Annotated in this window: 18 protein-coding genes and 5 tRNA genes; 8 read left to right on the forward strand and 15 right to left on the reverse strand. The window is 71.1% G+C overall.

The genetic code is table 11. The annotated features are described in order from the left end of the window. Positions 1–173 precede the first annotated feature (173 nt). Positions 174–1,184, reverse strand: coding sequence for an NAD(P)H-dependent glycerol-3-phosphate dehydrogenase (locus ABZ862_RS17210; protein ID WP_360958577.1), 1,011 nt, complete (start codon positions 1,182–1,184; stop codon positions 174–176). Then, entirely contained in the window at positions 1,181–1,987 is an 807-nt protein-coding gene (locus ABZ862_RS17215; RefSeq protein WP_360958580.1) for a lysophospholipid acyltransferase family protein, read from the reverse strand. Before ABZ862_RS17215 ends, ABZ862_RS17210 begins: the two co-directional genes overlap by 4 nt. 154 nt (positions 1,988–2,141) lie before the next feature. Between ABZ862_RS17215 and cofC the strand changes: the two genes are divergently transcribed. Both cofC and ABZ862_RS17225 read left to right on the forward strand, forming a co-directional pair. Then, positions 2,142–2,780 carry a 2-phospho-L-lactate guanylyltransferase gene (cofC, locus tag ABZ862_RS17220; protein WP_360958583.1) on the forward strand — a complete coding sequence of 213 codons (639 nt, stop codon included), beginning with the start codon at positions 2,142–2,144 and terminating at the stop codon, positions 2,778–2,780. Positions 2,781–2,790: 10 nt separating this feature from the next. After that, complete coding sequence (locus tag ABZ862_RS17225) at positions 2,791–2,994, forward strand: hypothetical protein (RefSeq protein WP_360958586.1); 204 nt, start codon at positions 2,791–2,793, stop codon at positions 2,992–2,994. A gap of 165 nt (positions 2,995–3,159) precedes the next feature. On the opposite strand, the gene ABZ862_RS17230 is transcribed toward ABZ862_RS17225, so the two are convergent. From ABZ862_RS17230 to leuC, 4 genes are all read right to left on the reverse strand, one after another. After that, the gene (locus ABZ862_RS17230) at positions 3,160–3,786 is read right to left on the reverse strand and encodes an HU family DNA-binding protein (RefSeq protein ID WP_360958589.1); all 627 of its coding nucleotides are present in this window, start codon (positions 3,784–3,786) and stop codon (positions 3,160–3,162) included. Between the two features lie 137 nt (positions 3,787–3,923). Next, positions 3,924–4,154, reverse strand: coding sequence for a hypothetical protein (locus ABZ862_RS17235; protein WP_360958591.1), 231 nt, complete (start codon positions 4,152–4,154; stop codon positions 3,924–3,926). 289 nt (positions 4,155–4,443) lie between these two features. After that, positions 4,444–5,037 carry a 3-isopropylmalate dehydratase small subunit gene (gene leuD / locus ABZ862_RS17240; protein WP_360958594.1) on the reverse strand — a complete coding sequence of 198 codons (594 nt, stop codon included), beginning with the start codon at positions 5,035–5,037 and terminating at the stop codon, positions 4,444–4,446. Between the two features lie 5 nt (positions 5,038–5,042). Further along, positions 5,043–6,473 (reverse strand): 3-isopropylmalate dehydratase large subunit, encoded by a 1,431-nt coding sequence (gene leuC / locus ABZ862_RS17245; protein WP_360958597.1) that lies wholly within the window; start codon positions 6,471–6,473, stop codon positions 5,043–5,045. 192 nt (positions 6,474–6,665) lie between these two features. On the opposite strand from leuC, the gene ndgR reads away from it, so the two are divergent. Beyond that, positions 6,666–7,382: an IclR family transcriptional regulator NdgR gene (gene ndgR / locus ABZ862_RS17250; protein WP_360958600.1), complete on the forward strand. Its 717-nt coding sequence runs from the start codon at positions 6,666–6,668 to the stop codon at positions 7,380–7,382. Positions 7,383–7,693: 311 nt separating this feature from the next. Here ndgR and ABZ862_RS17255 read toward each other — a convergent pair. The 9 genes from ABZ862_RS17255 to ABZ862_RS17295 form a co-directional block, all read right to left on the reverse strand. After that, positions 7,694–7,766: transfer RNA gene (locus ABZ862_RS17255), tRNA-Glu, on the reverse strand. A 28-nt stretch (positions 7,767–7,794) separates the two neighbouring features. Further along, positions 7,795–7,866: transfer RNA gene (locus ABZ862_RS17260), tRNA-Gln, on the reverse strand. Between the two features lie 21 nt (positions 7,867–7,887). Beyond that, a tRNA-Glu gene (locus ABZ862_RS17265) sits at positions 7,888–7,960 on the reverse strand. A gap of 27 nt (positions 7,961–7,987) precedes the next feature. Further along, a tRNA-Glu gene (locus tag ABZ862_RS17270) sits at positions 7,988–8,060 on the reverse strand. A gap of 36 nt (positions 8,061–8,096) precedes the next feature. Next, positions 8,097–8,168, reverse strand: a tRNA-Gln gene (locus ABZ862_RS17275). 91 nt (positions 8,169–8,259) lie between these two features. Continuing rightward, positions 8,260–8,994 (reverse strand): HAD family hydrolase, encoded by a 735-nt coding sequence (locus ABZ862_RS17280; RefSeq protein WP_360958603.1) that lies wholly within the window; start codon positions 8,992–8,994, stop codon positions 8,260–8,262. A gap of 180 nt (positions 8,995–9,174) precedes the next feature. Then, entirely contained in the window at positions 9,175–10,674 is a 1,500-nt protein-coding gene (gltX, locus tag ABZ862_RS17285) for a glutamate--tRNA ligase (protein ID WP_360958605.1), read from the reverse strand. After that, on the reverse strand, positions 10,658–11,434 hold the full coding sequence (locus tag ABZ862_RS17290; protein ID WP_360958807.1) for a fumarylacetoacetate hydrolase family protein: 777 nt from the start codon (positions 11,432–11,434) through the stop codon (positions 10,658–10,660). Before ABZ862_RS17290 ends, gltX begins: the two co-directional genes overlap by 17 nt. Before the next feature lie 347 nt (positions 11,435–11,781). Next, positions 11,782–11,982, reverse strand: a complete 201-nt coding sequence (locus ABZ862_RS17295) for a hypothetical protein (RefSeq protein ID WP_360958810.1) — start codon at positions 11,980–11,982, stop codon at positions 11,782–11,784. A gap of 568 nt (positions 11,983–12,550) precedes the next feature. On the opposite strand from ABZ862_RS17295, the gene ABZ862_RS17300 reads away from it, so the two are divergent. The 5 genes from ABZ862_RS17300 to ABZ862_RS17320 all read left to right on the forward strand — a co-directional run bounded on the left by ABZ862_RS17300 (position 12,551) and on the right by ABZ862_RS17320 (position 21,771). After that, on the forward strand, positions 12,551–16,534 hold the full coding sequence (locus ABZ862_RS17300) for a nitrate- and nitrite sensing domain-containing protein (protein WP_360958608.1): 3,984 nt from the start codon (positions 12,551–12,553) through the stop codon (positions 16,532–16,534). A 9-nt stretch (positions 16,535–16,543) separates the two neighbouring features. Further along, on the forward strand, positions 16,544–16,957 hold the full coding sequence (locus tag ABZ862_RS17305) for a roadblock/LC7 domain-containing protein (protein WP_003993189.1): 414 nt from the start codon (positions 16,544–16,546) through the stop codon (positions 16,955–16,957). Between the two features lie 112 nt (positions 16,958–17,069). Then, complete coding sequence (locus tag ABZ862_RS17310; RefSeq protein ID WP_030168425.1) at positions 17,070–17,468, forward strand: DUF742 domain-containing protein; 399 nt, start codon at positions 17,070–17,072, stop codon at positions 17,466–17,468. Further along, on the forward strand, positions 17,449–18,024 hold the full coding sequence (locus tag ABZ862_RS17315; RefSeq protein ID WP_360958612.1) for an ATP/GTP-binding protein: 576 nt from the start codon (positions 17,449–17,451) through the stop codon (positions 18,022–18,024). The genes ABZ862_RS17310 and ABZ862_RS17315 overlap by 20 nt, the downstream gene beginning before the upstream one ends. 423 nt (positions 18,025–18,447) lie before the next feature. Then, positions 18,448–21,771 carry a nitrate- and nitrite sensing domain-containing protein gene (locus ABZ862_RS17320; RefSeq protein WP_360958615.1) on the forward strand — a complete coding sequence of 1,108 codons (3,324 nt, stop codon included), beginning with the start codon at positions 18,448–18,450 and terminating at the stop codon, positions 21,769–21,771.

Below are 21,771 nucleotides of genomic sequence, written 5' to 3' on the forward strand. Positions count from 1 at the left end.
GATGCCCCGGCCGGGCCCGGCCCCAGGCGTCTTGTCCACCGGCCGCGCCCCGGTCGGGGGCGGTGGGGCCGTAGGGGGTCGCCCTGCTCGCCGAGTTCGGGGGAAGCACCCTGCCGGCGCCGGGCGGCGCGGGCCGGCCCGGCCGGGTGAACCCCGCTCGGCGCCGCGAGGGCTCAGCGCCGCTCGGGCTTGGCGCTGCGCGACATCAGCTCCTTGACGGCGACCGCGGGCGGCTTGCCCTCGTGGACGATGTCGACGACCGTCTTCGTGATCGGCATGTCCACCCCGTGCCGCCGGGCCAGATCCAGCACGGACTCGCAGGACTTGACGCCCTCCGCGGTCTGCCGGGTGACGGCGATGGTCTCCTGGAGGGTCATGCCCCTGCCGAGGTTGGTGCCGAAGGTGTGGTTCCGCGACAGCGGCGAGGAGCAGGTCGCCACCAGGTCGCCGAGGCCCGCGAGCCCGGCGAAGGTCAGCGGGTCGGCCCCCATGGCGAGGCCGAGGCGGGTGGTCTCGGCGAGGCCGCGGGTGATGAGGGAGCCCTTGGCGTTGTCGCCGAGCCCCATGCCGTCCGCGATGCCCACGGCGAGGCCGATGACGTTCTTGACGGCGCCGCCCAGTTCGCAGCCCACCACGTCGGTGTTGGTGTAGGGCCGGAAGTACGGCGTGTGGCAGGCGGCCTGGAGCCGCTGGGCGACCCTCTCGTCGGCGCAGGCGACCACCGCGGCGGCCGGCATGCGGGCGGCGATCTCACGGGCCAGGTTGGGGCCGGTGACCACGGCGACCCGCTCCGGTCCGGCCTTGGCGACGTCCTCGACGACCTCGCTCATCCGCATGGTGGTGCCGAGTTCGACACCCTTCATCAGCGACACCAGCACGGTGTGCGGCGCGAGCAGCGGCGCCCAGTCGGCGAGATTGCCGCGCAGTGTCTGCGAGGGGACCGCCAGGACCGCGAAGTCGGCGCCGCGGGCGGCGGCGGCGGCGTCCGTGGTGGCCCGCACGGTCGCGGGGAGTTCGACGCCGGGCAGATAGTCGGGGTTGGTCCGTGTGGAGTTGACCGCCTCGGCCAGCTCGGGGCGCCGTCCCCACAGGGCGACCTCGCAGCCCGCGTCCGCCAGCACCATGGCGAAGGCGGTGCCCCACGACCCCGTACCGAAGACCGCCGCCTTGACGGGCTCGCTCACGTACCCTGCCCCTCTTCTTCCTTTTCCGTTTCCCTGGTCCGCACCGCTTGCCCCGGCTGCGGCGCCGTCTGTGCCTCGGTCCTGCGGCGCTGCTCGACCCGCTCGCGGCGCGGGTCGTAGGGGGTGTCGGGCGCCTTCTCGCCGCGGATCTCCTCCAGCAGACGGGTGATGGCGGCCATGATGACCTCGGTGACCTCCTTGAGGAGGTCGGCGCTCATGTCCCGGTCGTAGTACTCGGACAGGTCGACGGGCGGGCCCGCGAGGACGTGGTGCGTCTTGCGCGGCCAGAGGTCGGGCTTCTTCGCGTACGGCGGCAGCAGTTCGTTGCAGCCCCACTGGGCGACGGGGATCACCGGGCAGCGGGTGCGCAGGGCGACGCGCGCGGCACCGGTCTTGGCGACCATGGGCCAGCCGTCCGGGTCCCGGGTGAGGGTGCCCTCGGGATAGAAGGCGACGCACTCGCCGCGTTCCACGGCGTCGATCGCGGCCCGGAACGCGCTGAGCGCGTCGGTGCTCTCGCGGTAGACGGGGATCTGCCCGGTGCCGCGCATCGCGGCGCCGACGAAACCCTTGCGGAAGAGGCCGCTCTTGGCGAGGAACCGGGGCACCCGTCCGGTGTTGTACTGGAAGTGGCCGTACGCGACGGGGTCCAGGTGCGAATTGTGGTTCACCACGGTGATGAATCCGCCCTCGGCCGGAATGTGTTCCCTTCCGTGCCAGTCCCGCTTGATCAGAACCACAAGCGGCGGTTTGCAGAGCACCGCGGCGAAGCGGTACCAGAAGCCGATTCTGCGGCGGGGCACTCGGACACCTTCCTCTTGGGCTGCCACCTGGACCGGGGGCCGCACAAGTGTCGCTCCGGGCCGCCGGTCTGTCGAGAACACCGTACGCCCCGACCCCCGGCGTGCCCGATGCTCCGGGGGACAATGGCGGCGAGGAGAGAGGGAAGATACACCGGTGCAGTGGACCTTGGTCGTGCCCCTGAAGGCCCTTGCGCGGGCCAAGAGCAGACTCGCGGACACCGTCGGCGACGGGGTGCGGCCGGGGCTCGCCCTGGCGTTCGCGCAGGACACCGTGGCGGCGGCGCTGGCCTGCCCGGCGGTGCGGGATGTGGTGGTGGTCACGGACGACGCGCGGGCCGGGCGGGAACTGACGGCGCTCGGCGCGGCCGTCGTCGCGGACGAGCCGGGCGGCGGACTCAACACGGCGCTCACCCATGCGGCGGCGGCGGTGCGGGCGGCCCGTCCGGAAAGCGCCCTCGCCGCGCTCAACGCGGATCTCCCGGCGTTGCGTCCGGTGGAATTGGCGCGGGTCCTGGAGGCGGCGGCACAATTCCCGCGTGCTTTTCTCGCGGACGCGGCGGGAATCGGCACGACACTGCTGACGGCGGCTCCCGGCCGGGAATTGCGGCCGGCTTTCGGCGCGGATTCCCGGGCGCTGCACAGCGCGTCGGGGGCGGTGGAACTGCGACTGGCGGCGGTGGAGTCCGTACGGCAGGACGTCGACACCGGCGACGATCTGCGCGCGGCGCTGGCGCTCGGTCTCGGGCCCCGGACGGCGGCGGTCGCGGAGCGGCTGCTGATCGCCGGGCAGTAGGCTGCCGTCCATGCAGGCGACCGCGTACTCCTACGACCCCGAGACCCGCAGCGGGCAGGTGCTGCTCGACGACGGCACCCCCGTGCCCTTCGACGCCGCGGCGTTCGACGCGGGCGCGCTGCGGCTGCTGCGGCCCGGGCAGCGGGTGCGCATCGAGACGGAGGGCGAGGGCGCGGCGCGCCGGATCACCCTGGTGACCCTGCACACGTTCTGACCCCGGACGCCCGTCGCCGCGCGCGTACGGGCCGGTCCGCGCGGTGGACGGACACGCCGCGGGCCGGACTCCCGGAGGAGTCCGGCCCGGCGCGTGAATGCCCTGTGCCGTGTCGTGTGCCGTGACCTGTGCTGTGTCCTGTGCCGTGCCCCGTGCCGCGCGCCGTCAGGAGGCCGGGGTGGTCTTCTTGGCGGCGGTCTTGCGGGCCGTGGACTTCTTCGCCGGGGCCTTCGTGGCGGTCACCTTCTTGGCCGGGGCCTTCTTGGCGGTGGCCTTCTTCGCCGCGGTCTTGGCCGGGGCGCCGGTGGCCGCCGTCTTCTTCGCGGTGGTCTTCTTGGCCGCGGTCTTGGTGGCGGCTGCGGCGGCGGTGGTCTTCTTCGCCGCCGCCTTGCGGGCCGTGGCCTTCTTGGCGGTGGTCTTCTTCGCCGCCGCCTTCTTCACCGTCGCCGAAGCCCCGCCGGTCAGGCTGCCCTTGGGTGCCTTCTTGACGGCGACCTCGCCACCGCGGGGAAGCTTCTTCGTGCCGCTGACCAGGTCCTTGAAGCCCTGGCCCGCGCGGAAGCGGGGCACGGAGGTCTTCTTGACCCGGACCCGCTCACCGGTCTGCGGGTTGCGGGCGTAACGGGCCGGGCGGTCGACCTTCTCGAACGAACCGAAGCCGGTGACCGAGACCCGGTCGCCCGCGACGACCGCACGGACGATGGCGTCCAGGACCGCGTCGACGGCGTCGGCAGCCTGCTGGCGGCCGCCCATCTTGTCGGCAATCGCTTCTACGAGCTGCGCCTTGTTCACGTCTTCCCCTTCGGAGACCTCGCCAGAACGAAAGTGTTCAAGCTTTTTCGCACGTTAGGCAGATATATACCGCAAATCAAACACGAAACGGGCTTATCACCCTTGTGCCGCAACGAACTCGGCGGTCCCGGAGAAGTTCAGCGTTCCCCTTCGGGGAATCGACCCGCGTCGAGGTCCGATGTGAACCGCTCCAGACGCCTTGCCGCGTCGGCGAGATCGTGCTTGGCCGCGGCCGTAATGACCAGCAGCTTCCGGGCCAGCGCCATCCGTACGCCCTCCGGGACTTGCAGTGCGCGCACCCGCGAGTGCGCTTCTTTGAGCCGGTCCGCGACTGCCCCCCAGAGCTCGAGTTGGCCGTCGTGTCCCATGCACAGATTGTGCCATCTGGGGCGAGTTGTCGCCTGCTCAGGGGGCAACTGCCGCCGTGAACCACCTTTCCGGGGGCAGCGCGTCTCGCGCCCCGGTGGATCGCCTACCCCGGCAACCAGCGCTCTAACGTGGGAAGTTGTCCCGAACGGTCGGCCGGGACGGGGCCGTTCGGGTACAGAAACAGCCGTACCCCCGATCAGCCCGATCGGGGGTACGGAGGGGGTTTCCGGTGGCCGAAACTCGACCCGTGTCAGCCGGTGATGTGCTTCCGGTGCGGCGCCTCGGCGGTCAGACCGGGAGGGTGCGCGGTTTGAAGGACGGGCGCTTCGCCTCGTAAGCGGCGATGTCGGCCTCGTTCTGGAGGGTGATGGAGATGTCGTCCAGCCCGTTCAGCAGCCGCCAGCGCGCGTTCTCGTCCAGCTCGAAGGAGGCGGTGACACCCTCGGCGCGCACCTCGCGGGCCTCGAGGTCGACGGTGATCTCGGCCTGCGGGTCACGCTCGGTGAGCTCCCAGAGGGCGTCCACGATCTTCTGCTCCAGCACCACGGTGAGCAGGCCGTTCTTCAGCGAGTTACCGCGGAAGATGTCGGCGAAGCGGGCGGAGATCACGGTCCTGAAGCCGTAGTTCTGCAGCGCCCATACGGCGTGCTCGCGCGAGGAGCCGGTGCCGAAGTCGGGGCCGGCGACCAGGACGGTGGCGCCCTGCCGCTCAGGACGGTTGAGGACGAACTCCGGGTCCTTGCGCCATGCCTCGAAGAGACCGTCCTCGAAGCCGTCCCGGGTCACCTTCTTGAGCCAGTGGGCCGGGATGATCTGGTCGGTGTCGACGTTGGAGCGGCGCAGCGGGACGGCCCGGCCGGTGTGCGTGGTGAATGCTTCCATGATCCTCAGACTCCAGCGGGCGTACGGGTGTCGGCGTCGGACAGGTCGGCCGGGGAGGCGAGGTGCCCCAGGACCGCGGTGGCGGCGGCGACCTGCGGGGAGACCAGGTGGGTACGGCCGCCCTTGCCCTGCCTGCCCTCGAAGTTGCGGTTGGAGGTGGACGCCGAGCGCTCGCCCGGGGCCAGCTGGTCGGGGTTCATGCCCAGACACATCGAGCAGCCCGCGTGCCGCCATTCGGCGCCGGCCTCCTTGAAGACCGTGTCGAGGCCCTCGGCGACGGCCTGCAGGCCCACCCGCACGGAGCCGGGGACGACCAGCATCCGCACGCCGTCGGCGACTTTGCGCTCCTTGAGGATGTCCGCGGCGGCACGCAGGTCCTCGATGCGGCCGTTGGTGCACGAACCTACGAAGACGGTGTCCACGGTGATGGAGCGCAGCGGCTGTCCGGCCTCCAACCCCATGTATTCCAGGGCCTTCTCGGCGGCGAGGCGCTCCGAGGCGTCTTCGTACGAGGCCGGGTCGGGGACGGACGCCGAAAGCGGCGCGCCCTGGCCGGGGTTGGTTCCCCAGGTGACGAACGGGGCGAGAGAGGCGGCGTCGATGACGACCTCGGCGTCGAAGACGGCGTCCTCGTCGGTCCGCAGGGTCTTCCAGTACGCGACCGCGGCGTCCCAGTCGGCGCCCTCGGGGGCGTGCGGGCGGCCCTGGAGATAGGCGAAGGTGGTCTCGTCGGGGGCGATCATGCCCGCGCGGGCACCGGCCTCGATCGACATGTTGCAGATGGTCATCCGCGCTTCCATCGAGAGTTTCTCGATGGCGGAGCCGCGGTACTCCAGGATGTAGCCCTGGCCGCCGCCCGTACCGATCCGGGCGATGATCGCGAGGATCAGGTCCTTGGCGGTGACGCCGTCGGGCAGTTCGCCGTCGACCGTGATGGCCATGGTCCTCGGGCGGGCCAGCGGCAGCGTCTGGGTCGCCAGCACATGCTCGACCTGCGAGGTGCCGATACCGAACGCCAGCGCGCCGAAGGCGCCGTGCGTGGAGGTGTGGGAGTCGCCGCACACCACCGTCGTACCGGGCTGGGTCAGGCCGAGCTGCGGGCCCACGACGTGCACCACACCCTGCTCGACGTCGCCCAGCGGGTGCAGGCGCACCCCGAACTCGGCACAGTTCTTGCGCAGCGTCTCCAGCTGGGCGCGCGAGACCGGGTCGGCGATGGGCTTGTCGATGTCGAGGGTGGGGGTGTTGTGGTCCTCGGTCGCAAGGGTCAGATCGAGGCGGCGCACCGGGCGGCCGCTCCCCCGCAGCCCGTCGAAGGCCTGGGGGCTGGTCACCTCGTGCAGCAGGTGCAGATCGATGAAGAGGAGGTCGGGCTCGCCCTCGGCGCGCCGGACGACATGGTCGTCCCAGACCTTCTCCGCGAGTGTCCTACCCATCGCTGTTCCCTCCGGCCGGCCAAGAGGCACCGGCCCATCTCGAGATCGTGAGGAGACGGCGCCCGCGCCCCCCTGCGTGCCGGGCGCCCGCCGCCGGGCCCATAGGTCCACGGGCCGCTGTGCATCCAAGGGTTGCGCGTCTCACGGAAAATTGAACTTGCGTTTCACAGAGTGAGACGCAAGTATCGTTGCATGGACAACAGTAGCGGCGTCGGCGTTCTGGACAAGGCGGCCCTCGTCCTGAGCGCTCTGGAGTCCGGTCCGGCCACCCTCGCGGGCCTGGTCGGTGCCACCGGACTGGCACGACCCACGGCTCACCGCCTGGCCGTGGCCCTGGAACACCACCGCATGGTGGCGCGCGACATGCAGGGCCGGTTCATCCTCGGCCCCCGGCTCGCCGAACTGGCCGCCGCGGCGGGCGAGGACCGTCTGCTGGCGACGGCGGGACCGGTGCTCACCCACCTCCGTGACATCACGGGCGAGAGCGCTCAGCTCTATCGCCGGCAGGGTGACATGCGTATCTGCGTCGCCGCGGCGGAACGGCTGTCCGGTCTGCGGGACACGGTTCCGGTCGGCTCGACGCTGACCATGAAGGCGGGCTCGTCGGCGCAGATCCTCATGGCGTGGGAGGAACCGGAGCGGCTGCACCGCGGCCTCCAGGGCGCCCGCTTCACGGCCACGGCCCTGTCGGGCGTACGGCGCCGGGGCTGGGCCCAGTCGATCGGCGAGCGCGAGCCGGGGGTGGCGTCGGTGTCCGCCCCGGTCCGGGGCCCTTCCAACCGGGTCGTCGCCGCGGTCTCCGTGTCGGGCCCCATCGAGCGCCTGAGCCGCCACCCGGGCCGGATGCACGCCCAGGCCGTGATCGACGCGGCCTCCCGCCTGTCCGAGGCGCTGCGCCGCTCCGCCTGAGCCGGCCCCGTCGGGGACCAGGCCGCCCCAACGCCGCGGTCGCCTGATCCCGGCGGGGAGTGAGCGGGCGGGTGCCCGGGTGCGGGTCGTGTGTGGCCGGTCGCGCAGTTCCCCGCGCCCCTGGGCAGGCCGATCATCCGTCCCTCAAGAGCAGCGCGGAGAGACCTTCGGAGCCGTGGAACACCGGGGGCATCAGTCCCCTGAGGGGCGCGGGGAACTGCGCGAAAACCCCCGCCCAGCCGCACCCGCCGCACAACAGAAAATGGCCCCCCGCCTCAGCGAACCGCCAAGGCGAAGAGCCATCGTTCCCGTACCCCCGACCGGATTCGAACCGGCGCTACCGCCTTGAGAGGGCGGCGTGCTAGGCCGCTACACAACGGGGGCGTGGATCCTGCGTTTCCGCAGGTCCGAGCTGGTCTACCTGGACTCGAACCAAGACTAACTGAACCAGAATCAGTCGTGCTGCCAATTACACCATAGACCAAAGTGGTTTAGACCAGTTCAGTACCCCCGACCGGATTCGAACCGGCGCTACCGCCTTGAGAGGGCGGCGTGCTAGGCCGCTACACAACGGGGGCCCTAGCGTCCCGAGATGATCGGAACCGTACCCCCGACCGGATTCGAACCGGCGCTACTGCCTTGAGAGGGCAGCGTGCTAGGCCGCTACACAACGGGGGCTTTGCAGATGCTTGTGGTGTTCAGAGCTTCTGCGAGCTGGCCTACCTGGACTCGAACCAAGACTAACTGAACCAGAATCAGTCGTGCTGCCAATTACACCATAGGCCACTGGAACTCAAGCCCCGAGGGGGATCTCGTTCTAGCTTGCTCCTCCGGTACCGGCCTTGTCGGCCCGCTGCCCGGCGGCGCAGGAAGAACATTACCCGAAGGTGGACGGGGCTCCAAAACGGGTATCGGGCCCGAGCAACGCCGGAAGTTCGGTGAGCGACCCGATCCGCCGGAACCCGGCCGGGTCGCCGTCCAGGCGATAGACGCCGCCCCGGTCGATCCAGAAGGACAGCAGTCCGGCGTCGGCGGCGCCGCGTCCGTCGATCTCCGGGTGGTCACCGACGTAGGCGACCTGGTGCGGCGGCAGCCCGAGGCGATCGCAGGCCGCGCGGAAGGCGTCCGCGGCCGGCTTGGAGACCCCGAGCTCGGCCGCGCACAGCACACTCTCGAACCGGTCCCGCACCCCGAGGATCCGCAGCTTGCGCTCCTGGACGTGGAGGCTGGAGTTGGACAGCACGGCGTGCCGGTGGCTGCGGGCGAGCAGGTCCAGCACCGGCAGCACATCGGGGAACAGCGCCCAGGCTGCCTCGTAGTGCGCGACGTACCGCGCGAACCACTCCCCCGCCTCCGCGTCGCTCATCCCGGCGGCCTGGAGGAACACCCGCACCCGGTCGAGCCGCTGCTCCTCGAACGTGACCTCCCCGGCGGCGAACCGCGCCCACTGCGCGTCGGTCACCTCCCGCCACCGCGCCAGGGCACCCTCGACGCTCTCCTCCGCCCCGAGCATCCGCTCGGCGACCAGATGCGCCCGCATGCCCTCGCGGTCGGCGAAGGTGTAGTCGAAGAGAGTGTCGTCGACGTCCCAGACCACGGCGCGGATCCCCATGATCCGACGGTAGCGCGTGCCCCGGATCAAGGCTCCCGCGGGGGACGGACTGCCATGTCGTCGTGGTGGAGATCTTCGACGAGAGTGCCCATCCGGTCGACGAGGCCGACGCGCAGTGATCAACGGCCGAGGGGCGGCACCCGGAGTGTTCCGGGTGCCGCCCCTCACGTGGGGGCGGGGTCAGGCCGCCGGCCTCGCCAGCGCCGCGTCGATGCGGGCCAGGGTCTTCTCCCTGCCCAGGATCTCCAGGGACTCGAAGAGGGGCAGGCCGACCGTGCGGCCGGTGACGGCGACGCGGACCGGGGCCTGGGCCTTGCCGAGCTTGAGGCCGTGGGCCTCGCCGGCGGCCAGGACGGCCTCCTTCAGGGACTCGGGGGAGGTCCAGTCCGCCGACTCCAGGTTCTCGCGGGCCGTGCGGAGCAGCGCGTCGCTGCCCTCCTTCATGGCCTTCGTCCAGCTCGCCTCGTCGAAGACCGGCTCCGCCAGGAACAGGAAGTCGACGTTGTCGGTGATCTCCGAGAGGACCTTCAGGCGGGTCTGGGCGTGCGGGGCGATCGCCTGCCACTTCGCCTCGTCGAAGTCCTCCGGCGCCCAGGGGGCGGCCGGGGCCTTCAGCCAGGGGCGGCAGCGCTCGGTGAAGTCCTTGACCTCCAGCAGGCGGATGTGGTCGGCGTTGATCGCCTCGCACTTCTTGAGGTCGAAGCGGGCCGGGTTGGGGTTGACGGCCGCGATGTCGAACGCCTCGACCAGTTCGGCCGTGCCGAAGATGTCCCGGTCGGCCGACAGGGACCAGCCCAGCAGGGAGAGGTAGTTGAGCAGGCCCTCCGGGAGGAAGCCGCGCTCGCGGTAGAGGTTCAGGGACGCCTGCGGGTCGCGCTTGGAGAGCTTCTTGTTGCCCTCGCCCATCACATAGGGGAGATGGCCGAAGAGGGGGATCTCCCGGGCGACGCCCAGCTCGATCAGCGCCCGGTACAGCGCGATCTGCCGCGGGGTGGAGGAGAGCAGGTCCTCGCCGCGCAGGACGTGGGTGATCTCCATCAGGGCGTCGTCGACCGGGTTGACCAGCGTATAGAGGGGAGCGCCGTTGGCGCGGACGATGCCGTAGTCCGGGACGTTCTCCGGGAGGTACGTGATCTCGCCGCGGACCAGGTCGGTGAAGGTGATCGGCTCGTCGGGCATCCGGAAGCGGACGATGGGCTCGCGGCCCTGGGCCCGGTACTCCTCGACCTGGGCGCCGGTCAGGTCGCGGCAGTGGCCGTCGTAGCCGGACGGCCTGCCGGCGGCGCGGGCGGCCTCGCGGCGGACGTCCAGCTCGTCCTGGGAGCAGTAGCAGTGGTAGGCGTGGCCGGCGTCGAGCAGCCTGCGCGCGACGTCCTGGTAGAGGTCCATGCGCTGCGACTGGCGGTAGGGGGCGTGCGGGCCGCCGATCTCGGGGCCCTCGTCCCAGTCGAAGCCCAGCCAGCGCATCGCCTCGAGCAGCTGGCCGTACGACTCCTCGGAGTCGCGCGCCGCGTCGGTGTCCTCGATGCGGAAGACCAGGGTGCCCTGGTGGTGCCGGGCGAACGCCCAGTTGAACAGGGCGGTGCGCACCAGGCCCACGTGCGGGTTACCGGTGGGCGAGGGACAGAAACGGACGCGTACGGAGGAGGAGGAGCCTGATGCGCTAGCCACGCTTGACAACCTTGTTGGTGAGAGTGCCGATGCCTTCGATGGTGACGGCGACCTCGTCGCCGACGTTGAGGGGGCCGACCCCCGCGGGGGTGCCGGTGAGGATCACGTCGCCGGGGAGCAGCGTCATGGCCTCGGAGATGTTGACGATCAGGTCCTCGATCGGGTGGATCATCTCGCTGGTGCGGCCGAGCTGGCGCTGTTCACCGTTGACGGTCAGCTGGACGGTCAGGTCGGCCGGGTCCAGGTCCGTCTCCACCCAGGGGCCCAGCGGGCAGGACGTGTCGAAGCCCTTGGCCCGCGCCCACTGCTTCTCGCGCTTCTGGACGTCGCGCGCGGTGACGTCGTTGGCGCAGGTGTAGCCGAGGATCACGTCCTTGACGCGGTCACGCGGGACCTCCCTGCACAGCCGTCCGATCACGACCGCGAGTTCGGCCTCGTGGTGGACCTCCCGGCTGAAGGAGGGGTACTGGATCTCGTCGCCGGGGCCGATGACGGAGGTGGCGGGCTTGAAGAAGGCGAACGGTTCCTCGGGCACCTCGTTGCGCAGTTCCCTCGCGTGCTCGGCGTAGTTGCGGCCGAAGGCCACGACCTTGTTGGGGAGCACCGGCGGCAGCAGCCTGACCTTGCTCAGCGGCACCTTCGTACCGGAGAGCTCGAAGTCGGCGAACGGGATGCCCTTGATGATGTCGAGCACGAGTTCGTCCGGCTTGTCGCCCTCGACCACGCCGAAGGCGACGTTGCCGTCGATGGAGAACCTGGCGATGCGCACGGGATCCTGCACGACCCTTCGCTGAAGGAAGCGGATGGAACGGAACGGAACGGAACGGACACGACGGCCGCGGCCACCGGAACGGCGGCCCGGGCCGGCGCTCCAGGCTAACGCGGCAGAGGGCCCCCACCTCGCGTATCACGCGCTGCGTCCGCCCCCGCTCACCCACCGCGCCCGCCCTTGTCGCGCCACGGTCACCCCCGCGCCGGGCACGTGCCGCCGCGTAGGACAATGGACGGGCGCGAGCGAGCGCGGGCTTCGACGACGAAGGGCGCCCCCCGGTGAGGGGGACGCCCTTCATGCGTGCGGCGGGGCCGGCCGGAGCCCGGCCCGCGGACCCGCTCCGGCTATTCCGCGGACGCCGGCGCGGCCGCGGCTGCCACCGGTACGTCCTCGAGGACGGTGCGGCGGGGGTTGGCCGTCTGGGCGGGCAGCTCGGCGGAGTGCTCCGGACGCTCGTGGATGCGCAGGGCGTCGGTGCCGTCTAGGTGCGCCAGCGTCGTGCGGCGCGGGTTGGCGGTCTTGTGGAGCAGGTAAGTGGTCTTCACGGTGTACTCGACCCCGGGTTGTCGTGAGTTGGCAGGTTCGCCCATCTTGTAAAGCGTCAGGCTAAACATGCAATTCCCCGTCGAAGCCGTGAAGACCCCGTGATTACCGTGTGAGTTTGCTCACTGAGGGAGGCTCAAACCGGTCAAGTCCGACCTGCTTCACACCACGACAAAATGGACATCGGCCACCTGAAGCGACTATTCCGCTCCTGATCATGGCGTCTGGGACACGTGTAACGAGCTGCGGAGTCGCGGCTTTACGCCCTATTTATCCGCGATCATTTTCCACGGTTCGTGATCACCCGCTCACACTGGGTAACGCAGGTCACAGGTGGGCCGATGGCCCTTGTTGGAGATCCGGCACTGTGCTGGAATCAGGCGGACCGCTGCAGGATCGAGCCGGCGCGCAGGGGGCGCAACGCAGCGCCGAGTGGCGGCGAGACAGGGGGAACCAGCGCCGGTCACTCACGACCACCCGGGGGGCGTCTCCACAAACGCTCCCCACAACGCCGACACCGTGTCCTTCCGTTCATCCGGAGGGGCGCCTGGTCCAGAGGTTGCGACGCTAGTGCAGGGACGTTTCAAGAGGGATGGCAGCGCTTCGGCGGAGCCGGAGCCGCACGGCGGGACCGACCGCGGTTCCTCGCCCCAGCACGCCCAGAACCAGGGCCCGGCACCGTCCGGTGACGGCGCGGGCCGTCCGGGTGGCGCTCCGGCGTCCGCGGGTTCTCCCACACCCCCACCACCGACCAAGCCGCCCAAGGCCCCCGAGGGGCCGGGTCCGCGAATAGCACTGCGCAACTGGCGCATCTCCACCCGCCTGGTGTCGCTGCTCGCCCTCCCCGTGGTCGCGGCCACCTCGCTGGGCGCCCTGCGCATCAGCGACTCCATGGACAACATCCAGCAGCTCGACAACATCAAGCTGCTGACGGACATGACCAGGCAGGCCACGGCCCTGGCCACCGCGCTCCAGGAGGAGCGCGACGAGTCCGCCGGTCCGCTGGCCCACGGCGCCAACGCCAAGACCGACTTCACGGTCAAGGGCGTCCGGGACAAGACGGACCGGGCCAAGGAAAACTTCATCAACGCGGCCGAGGAGATCGACGCCTCCAGCAAGGACGGCAACCTCCAGGGTGTCCGTGACACCCTCGTCGGCCTGGTCGGTGACCTCGACAACCTCGCCAGGATCCGCAACACCGCGTACGAGCAGTCGGACAACTCCACCCAGACCGTGGAGTCGTACCACCGTCTGATCACGCAGCTCGTCGACCTCTCCCAGGACATGGCCGAGGCGACCAGCAACCCGGAGATGATCCAGCGCACCCGCGCGCTGGCGGCCTTCTCGACGGCCAAGGAGTACGCCTCGGTGCAGCGCGCCGTGATCGCGGCGGCCCTGCCGAGCCAGAAGACCACCTACGGCAACCTCTCGGAGAACGACCGCCTCTACGGCGACTCGGCCTACGAGAGCGAGAAGTCCGAGATCAACATCTTCCGCAACATCTACGGCGCCGCCGGTGCCGAGGAGCTCATCGCCCCGATCGAGGACGGCAACGCGACCATCGAGGCCGCGGACACCTACGCCAAGCGCGCCCTCGACTCCAAGGGCGGTCTGAAGACCCTCGACAAGCGCTCCTACCTCGACTGGGTGGACGACAGCTCCACCAAGATCGACGAGATGAAGAAGCTCGAGCTCACCCTGCTCCAGAACATGGAGCAGAAGGCCCGTGAGCTGCGCAGCGCCTCCGAGCAGGAAGCGATCATCTCCGGTGTCCTGATCCTCCTGGTGCTCGGTATCTCCCTGGTCGGCGCCTTCGTGGTGGCCCGGGGCATGATCCGCTCGCTGCGCCGGCTGCAGGAGACGGCCACCAAGGTCGCCCAGGACCGGCTGCCCGAGCTGGTCAAGCAGCTGTCCGAGTCCGACCCGCAGGACGTCGACACGTCCGTGGAGTCGGTCGGTGTGCACTCGCGTGACGAGATCGGCCAGGTGGCCGCGGCCTTCGACGACGTGCACCGCGAGGCGGTCCGCCTCGCCGCCGAGCAGGCCCTGCTGCGGGGCAACGTCAACGCGATGTTCACCAACCTCTCGCGCCGGTCCCAGGGCCTCATCCAGCGTCAGCTGTCCCTGATCTCCGAGCTCGAGTCCCGCGAGGCCGACCCCGACCAGCTGTCCTCGCTGTTCAAGCTCGACCACCTCGCGACCCGTATGCGCCGTAACGGTGAGAACCTCCTCGTCCTCGCGGGTGAGGAGCCCGGCCGACGCTGGACCCGCCCGGTCCCGCTGGTCGACGTGCTCCGCGCCGCCGCGTCCGAGGTGGAGCAGTACGAGCGCATCGAACTCGCCTCCGTGCCGACCACCGAGGTCGCCGGACGCGTCGTCAACGACCTCGTGCACCTGCTCGCCGAGCTGCTCGAGAACGCCACCTCGTTCTCCTCGCCGCAGACCAAGGTCAAGGTCACCGGTCACGCGCTGCCCGACGGCCGCGTGCTGATCGAGATCCACGACACCGGTATCGGTCTGTCCCCCGAGGACCTCGCGGCGATCAACGAGCGGCTCGCCTCGCCGCCCACCGTGGACGTCTCCGTCTCCCGCCGCATGGGCCTCTTCGTGGTCGGCCGTCTGTCGCAGCGGCACGGCATCCGCATCCAGCTGCGCCCGTCCGACTCCGGTGGCACGACCGCGCTGGTCATGCTGCCCGTCGATGTCGCCCAGGGCGGCAAGAAGCCCGCTCCCGGCAAGCCCGGTCCGGGCGGTCCGACCGGCGGCCCCGCCGCCGCGGCGGCCGCGGCCGGTGCCGCCGCCGCACGGCGCAACGCCCAGAGCGGTGCCCTCGGTTCCGGCGGTGCCGCGAACGCGGCACGGCTCGGTGCCGCCGCCGCACGCGGCCAGGTCGGCGCCCAGGGTCCGCGTGCCGCGCTGCCCGGCGCGGGCGGACGTCCGGGCGGCCCCGGCGCCCCCGGCGGCCCCAACGGTCAGCGTCCCGGCGGTGCGCCCCAGCAGGGCGGCCGCCCGGCTCCGGCCGGTGCGGGCGCGGGCGGCTTCGGCCAGGGACCCGGTGCCCCGCAGGGCATGCAGGCGACCGGTGCGCCGGACAACTTCGCCGGCGGTCAGGACCCGTTCGGCGGTCAGGACCCGTTCGGCGGCACCGCGCAGCCGCAGGACCCGTTCGGTCCGCAGGGCGCCTTCGGCACCCGCGACGCGTTCGGCAACCCCGCCCCGCGCGGTCCCGTTCCCCCGCAGCGCGGCCCCGAACAGGGCCGTCAGCCGCAGCTCCCGGCACGCGGCGACCGGCCGCGGCCCGAGCTGCCGGGCGGCGACGCCCAGCCGCGGGTGACCTGGGGCAACGACAACTCCCAGCAGGACATGGGCCGTACGCCGCTGGACGCCCCGCGCGGCCACGACGAGCGCGAGGTCTCCCAGACCTCGCAGATGCCCCGAGTCGACGACCGGCAGGGTCCCGGCTCGACCTCGGAGATCCCCCGGATCGACGACTGGCCGGCCTCCACCTCCGAGTTCCCGCGCCAGGACTACAACGCCCCGCGGCCCGGCGGACCGTCGGACACCGGCCAGTTCGACACCGGCCAGTTCCCGATGACCGGCACGCCCGCCGACACCGGCCAGTTCCAGCGGCCCAACACGCCCGCCGACACCGGCCAGTTCCCGCGGCCCGGCTACGACGCCCCGCGTCCGGGAGCCGGAGCCCCGCAGGACACCGGCCAGTTCCCGATGCCCGCGGTCAACGGCAGCCAGGACAACGGCCAGTACGTCCGTTCCGACGTGTTCGGCACGTCCGGCGGCCAGAACAACACGCCGCACACCGGCCAGTTCCCCGTCCCGCAGGCGTACGACCCGGGTTCCACCGGCCAGTTCCCCGCGCAGGGCTACAACGGCTCCACGGGCCAGCACGCCCTGCCCGGCCGCCAGGACGCCCTCGGCGACCCGGCCGGCACCGGCCAGTTCCCGTACCAGCAGGTCAACGGCAACGACTACGGCGGCCAGCGGCCGCAGGCACCGCAGCGCCCCGCAGGCCGCCAGGAGCCCGAGGCACTGCCGCCCGCGACGGGCCCCGGCGACGGACGCACCCCGCTGTTCGACACGCTGGAGACCAACTGGTTCCGCGGCGGCCAGGGCCAGCCGCAGCCGCAGAGCAACGGCTCCGCTCCGGCCCCTCAGCCGATGGCCCAGGCGGCTCCCGCCGCCGCTCCGGCGGCCCCGGCGGCTCCTCCGGCGCCCGCCGCTCCCCCCCAGCGTCCCGCCACCGCGACCTGGCGCACCTCGCCCAACGACGAACTCGTCAAGCAGGCGGAGCGTGTCAGGAAGCCGGCGGCGGGCGGTGTCACCACCTCCGGCCTGCCGCGCCGGGTGCCCCGGGCGAACCTCGTCCCGGGCACGGCTCAGCAGCAACAGCACCACACCGGTCCGCAGGTCTCGCGTGCGCCTGACGACGTACGCGGCCGGCTGACCAATCTCCGTCGGGGTATCGCGCAGGGCCGTCAGGTCAACACCGGCCAGACGGGCAGCTTCCCGAACCCCACTCACCAGCAGGAGCGTTAGTTGAGCCAGATGAGCCAGGCGGCACAGAACCTCAACTGGTTGATCACCAACTTCGTGGACAACACCCCCGGGGTGTCCCACACCGTCGTAGTGTCCGCCGACGGTCTCCTTCTGGCGATGTCGGAAGGCTTTCCCCGTGACCGCGCCGATCAGCTCGCGGCCGTCGCGTCCGGGCTCACCTCGCTGACCGCCGGGGCGTCCCGGATCTTCGAGGGCGGCAGTGTGGCCCAGACGGTCGTCGAGATGGAACGGGGCTTCCTGTTCCTCATGTCCGTCTCGGACGGCTCGTCCCTCGCCGTCCTCGCCCACCCGGAGTGCGACATCGGCCTCGTCGGCTACGAGATGGCGCTCCTCGTCGACCGAGCGGGTGCGGTCCTTACTCCGGATCTGCGTGCCGAACTACAGGGAAGTCTGCTTCACTGATCGGCCTCCGCACCACCCACCTCACGAAATCACCGTCCGGCCGACACATTCCCCCCACCGGCCCGACGGACGGCACGACTGACCGAGCACAGCTGTCCCGCCCGGAGGATCCATGACCCCGCCCACCGCCCATCATGATCCGTACGCCGAGCCGTACGGAGACGAGGGCGACCAGCCGCTGGTACGTCCGTACGCGATGACCGGTGGCCGGACCCGGCCGCGCTATCAGCTCGCCATCGAGGCGCTGATCAGCACGACGGCCGACCCGGCAGCGCTCATGGGACTGCTCCCGGAGCACCAGCGCATCTGCCATCTGTGCCGTGAGGTGAAGTCGGTTGCAGAGGTCTCGGCTCTCCTGACCATGCCGCTCGGCGTGGCTCGGATCCTCGTGGCAGACCTCGCCGAGGCCGGACTGGTGGCAATCCACCAGCCGGGTGGCGACGAGAACAACGGCGGCGCTCCGGACGTGACGCTGCTCGAAAGGGTGCTCAGTGGACTTCGCAAGCTCTGACGGAGGTCGGGCCACCACCTCCGCGAAGATCGTGGTGGCGGGCGGCTTCGGTGTCGGCAAGACGACATTCGTCGGCGCCGTCTCCGAGATCAACCCGCTGCGCACGGAGGCCGTGATGACGTCCGCGTCCGCGGGCATCGACGACCTCACCCACACCGGGGACAAGACCACCACCACGGTGGCCATGGACTTCGGCCGTATCACGCTGGACCAGGACCTGATCCTGTACCTGTTCGGCACGCCCGGCCAGGACCGTTTCTGGTTCATGTGGGACGACCTGGTGCGCGGCGCGATCGGCGCGGTGGTGCTCGTGGACACCCGGCGCCTGGCCGACTGCTTCCCGGCGGTCGACTACTTCGAGAACAGCGGCCTGCCGTTCGTCATCGCCCTCAACGGCTTCGACGGCAACCAGCCGTACACCCCGGACGAGGTGCGGGAGGCGCTGCAGATCGGGCCCGACACCCCGATCATCACCACCGACGCCCGCCACCGCGCGGACGCCAAGAGCGCGCTCATCACCCTGGTCGAGCACGCCCTGATGGCCCGCCTGCGGTAGTCGCGGAGAGCGCGGCGGCACAGCGGTACGCAGTTGCCGTACGGCAGCTGCGGTAGGCACCGGCGGGCCGGCTGTGGACTTTGACACGGCCGGCCCCGCTGTTCATAACGTTTCGGCAGAAGAATCGAGTGCCGCGACCACGCGTCGCGGTCATCCGGTGTCTCTGCGTCCACAACGGCCCCGCCTTTTGGCGGGGCTTGTTCTTTTTGGCCGCTTTTCCCCGGGGCTCACGGGGGCGCGTTCCGGCCCTTCCCGGTGTTTGGAAGTGCGCTGCCCCCCATGCTGGAATGCCTGAACTGCCCTTTGGTCAAAGACGTACTCCCCAGTGCTCACTGACACACCCCGTAGTGGTCGGTGGCGCAGCTGGCTCTGAGAGAATGCGGCACGAAGAAGGTGCCGAACCGCCGAGAGGTTGTTGGTCGAGTGAGGCGAAGCAAGAACGGTCCCGAGCCATCGGCGCGGGGCAACTTCACCCCGCCGCCGCGCGGAGCGGCGCCCGCCCCAGTGCCAGGTTCGGAGCCGACGGCCGCTCCCGCGCCGAGCGGCGGCCGTCTCTCCCCGCGCAACTGGCGTGTGCCCGCCAAGCTGAACGCGATCCTGCTCATACCTGTGCTGGTCGGCCTCGTGATGGGCGGCTTCCAGGTCAAGGGCTCGATCGGTACCTGGCAGGACGCCAAGGACGCCGAGAGCACCGCCCGGCTGGTCCGGGCCGCGATGACCTACAGCAACGCGCTGCTCGTCGAACGTGATGTGACGGCCGCGCCGCTGCTCCAGGGCAAGGGCCAGAACGACCCGACGGTCGTCAAGGCCCGCAAGGCCACCGACCAGGCGGCCGACGCCTTCGACCAGGCCGCGCAGAGCATGCCCGACCGGGAGAACCTCAAGCGCCGGCTGGACCGCTTCCGGGCCGTGGAGCCCGAGCTCCAGCAGGTCCGCACCGCCGCCTACACCAGCAAGCGGACCGGCGTGCAGACCGAGGAGAGCTACGTCGACGTCGAGCACCGGCTGCTCGAGTTCGCCAACGAGCTGGGCCTGGGCACCGGCAACATCACCAGCTACGGCCGTACCGTCTACGCCATCGCCCTCGCGCAGGGCGCGCTCTCCCTGGAACGCTCGATCGGCATGCACCTGCTGATCAAGCCGGGCACCAGCACCACCAGCCTCACCCAGCAGCGGGTCGCGCTGACCTCGTACGCCTATCTGGAGGGCATCGCCGTCCAGGAGTTCGAGAGCGGCAGCACCGACCAGGACATCGCCACCCTCCAGGCCGCGCAGAAGAAGATCAAGTCCGACGGCGCCGCGCTGGCCGAGGGCGCCAAGGAGAAGAACCCGGACTACGTGGCCCCGCCGTCCGACCCCGCGAAGACGGTCGCCGCGCTGGCCCAGCTGCAGTCCACCGACCCGGCCGCCCGCGCCGCGCTGGCCCAGCAGGGCATCACCGCCGAGAACTGGTGGGCGGTCAACACCCTGAAGTTCGACGCCTACCGCCAGATCCAGTCGGACATGACCGACGCGGCGGTGACCGAGGCGTCGGACATCGCCGACAACGCGAAGCAGGACGCCTACATCACCGGCGCCGCCGTGGTCGTCGCCCTGCTCCTCGCGTTCATCCTGGCCGGTGCGGTCGCCCGGCAGATGAGCCGCTCGATGCGCCAGCTGCGCAACGCCGCCTTCGGCATCGCCGAGCAGCGGCTGCCGATGCTGGTCGACCAGCTCTCCCGCACCGACCCCGGCCGGGTCGACACCCGGGTGGCCCCCATCCCGATCGCCTCCACCGACGAGATCGGCGAGGTCGCCCGCGCCTTCGACCAGGTGCACCGCGAGGCCGTCCGGCTCGCCGCCGAGCAGGCCCTGCTGCGGGGCAACATCAACGCGATCTTCACCAACCTCTCGCGCCGCAACCAGTCCCTGATCGAGGGTCAGCTGACCCTGATCACCGACCTGGAGAACCACGAGGCCGAGCCGGACCAGCTGGAGAACCTCTTCAAGCTGGACCACCTCGCGACCCGTATGCGCCGCAACGGCGAGAACCTCCTGGTCCTCGCCGGCGAGGAGCCCGGCCGCCGCTGGGACCAGCCGGTCCCGCTGGTCGACGTGCTGCGCGCCGCCTCCTCCGAGGTGGAGCAGTACGAGCGCATCGAGCTGTCCGGTGTCCCGGAGGCCGAGATCCACGGCCGCGCCGTCACCGACCTCGTGCATCTGCTCGCGGAGCTGCTGGAGAACGCCACCACGTTCTCCAGCCCGCAGACCAAGGTCCGCGTGACCGCCACCCGGCTGCCCGACGGCCGCATCATGATCGAGATCCATGACAAGGGCATCGGTCTGACCGCCGAGGACTTCGCGGACATCAACCACAAGCTGGCCAACCCGCCCACCGTGGACGCCGCGATCTCGCAGCGCATGGGCCTGTTCGTGGTCGGCCGGCTGTCCGACCGGCACGGCATCCGCGTCCAGCTGCGTCCCTCCGGCGAGCTGGCGGGCACCACCTCACTGGTCATGCTCCCGGACGCCATCACCCACGGCGGTGGCGGCGAACCGGTCCTGGCCCGCGACGAGTTCACCGTCTCGCAGATCATCCCGGAGCAGGACTTCCAGGGCGAGGACTTCAGCCAGCAGCTTCCGCCGATGCGGACCGCGGCCGAACTCGGCTTCGACGACAGCCGTTACACGGAGGTCCCCGACGACCTCCGTGACCTGGACCCGGTGGGCCGCTCCCGGATGCGCGAGGAGCGCCGGGCGGCCCTGGAGGCCCAGACGCACGACCCGGAGGCCCCCCAGGGCCCGCAGGAGGCCGCCGAACAGGCCCCCGCGTACCCCGATGCCTTCGACGCGCCGCAGCCGTTCGAGACGCCGCAGGCGTACGACGCACCGCAGACGTACGAGGACGGCCAGGGCGGCTACGACGCCCAGGAGGCCTTCCCCGAGCAGCCCGCCGCCTTCGACGGGCACACCGGGTACGAGGAGCAGCCGCAGGCGCCGTACGAGGAGGCGCAGCAGTCGCCGTACGGCGAGCGGACGCTTCCGCCGTACGGGGAGCCGTACTACGCGGCGAACGGGCAGCTGCCGCAGCCCGGTCCCTTCGCACCGGACGCCGGCTACCCGGCCTCCGGGTACGCGGAGACGCCGCAGGACGGCGACCCGGCCGGCCAGGATGCCTCCGGTGAGGGCTTCCCGGCCTATGGCGAGGCGCCCTATCAGGACGACTGGCCCCAGCAGAGCGGCTACGACGCCGGTTACCCTGTACCGGAAGCGGAATCGGCGCAGGCCGCCGATGCGACCGAGCCGGGCCACGTAGGCTTCGACCGTCCCGGACCGGCCGCGACCTCCACCGGTCACCGGCTGACCGGCGCCGGACTGCCCCGCCGCTCCGCCACGGCGGGCGGGACGAACGGCGCCGCTCCGCAGGCGGCCCCGGAGCCACCGGCCGCCGCTCCGCAGGGCAGCGGCGACACCAGCTGGCAGTCGGCCAACGACCAGCGCTGGCAGCAGGCGTCGGCGCTGCGGAAGCCGAAGGCGGGCGGGGTCACCTCCTCCGGCCTGCCCCGGCGGGTACCCAAGGCCAACCTGGTCGAGGGCGCCGCCGAGACCACTCCCCAGGGAGGCCCACAGGTCTCCCGCGCCCCGGAGGACGTCCGGGGCCGACTGAGCAACCTGCGCCGAGGCGTCCAGCGCGGACGCAGCGCAGGCGGCAGTGAAACGAACGGCCAGGGCTACGGTCCTGACAGCACCTACAACCAGGAGCGTTAG

Origin of the sequence: Streptomyces sp. NPDC047000 (genome assembly GCF_040644295.1) — a bacterium.
Classification (GTDB): Bacteria; Actinomycetota; Actinomycetes; order Streptomycetales; family Streptomycetaceae; genus Streptomyces.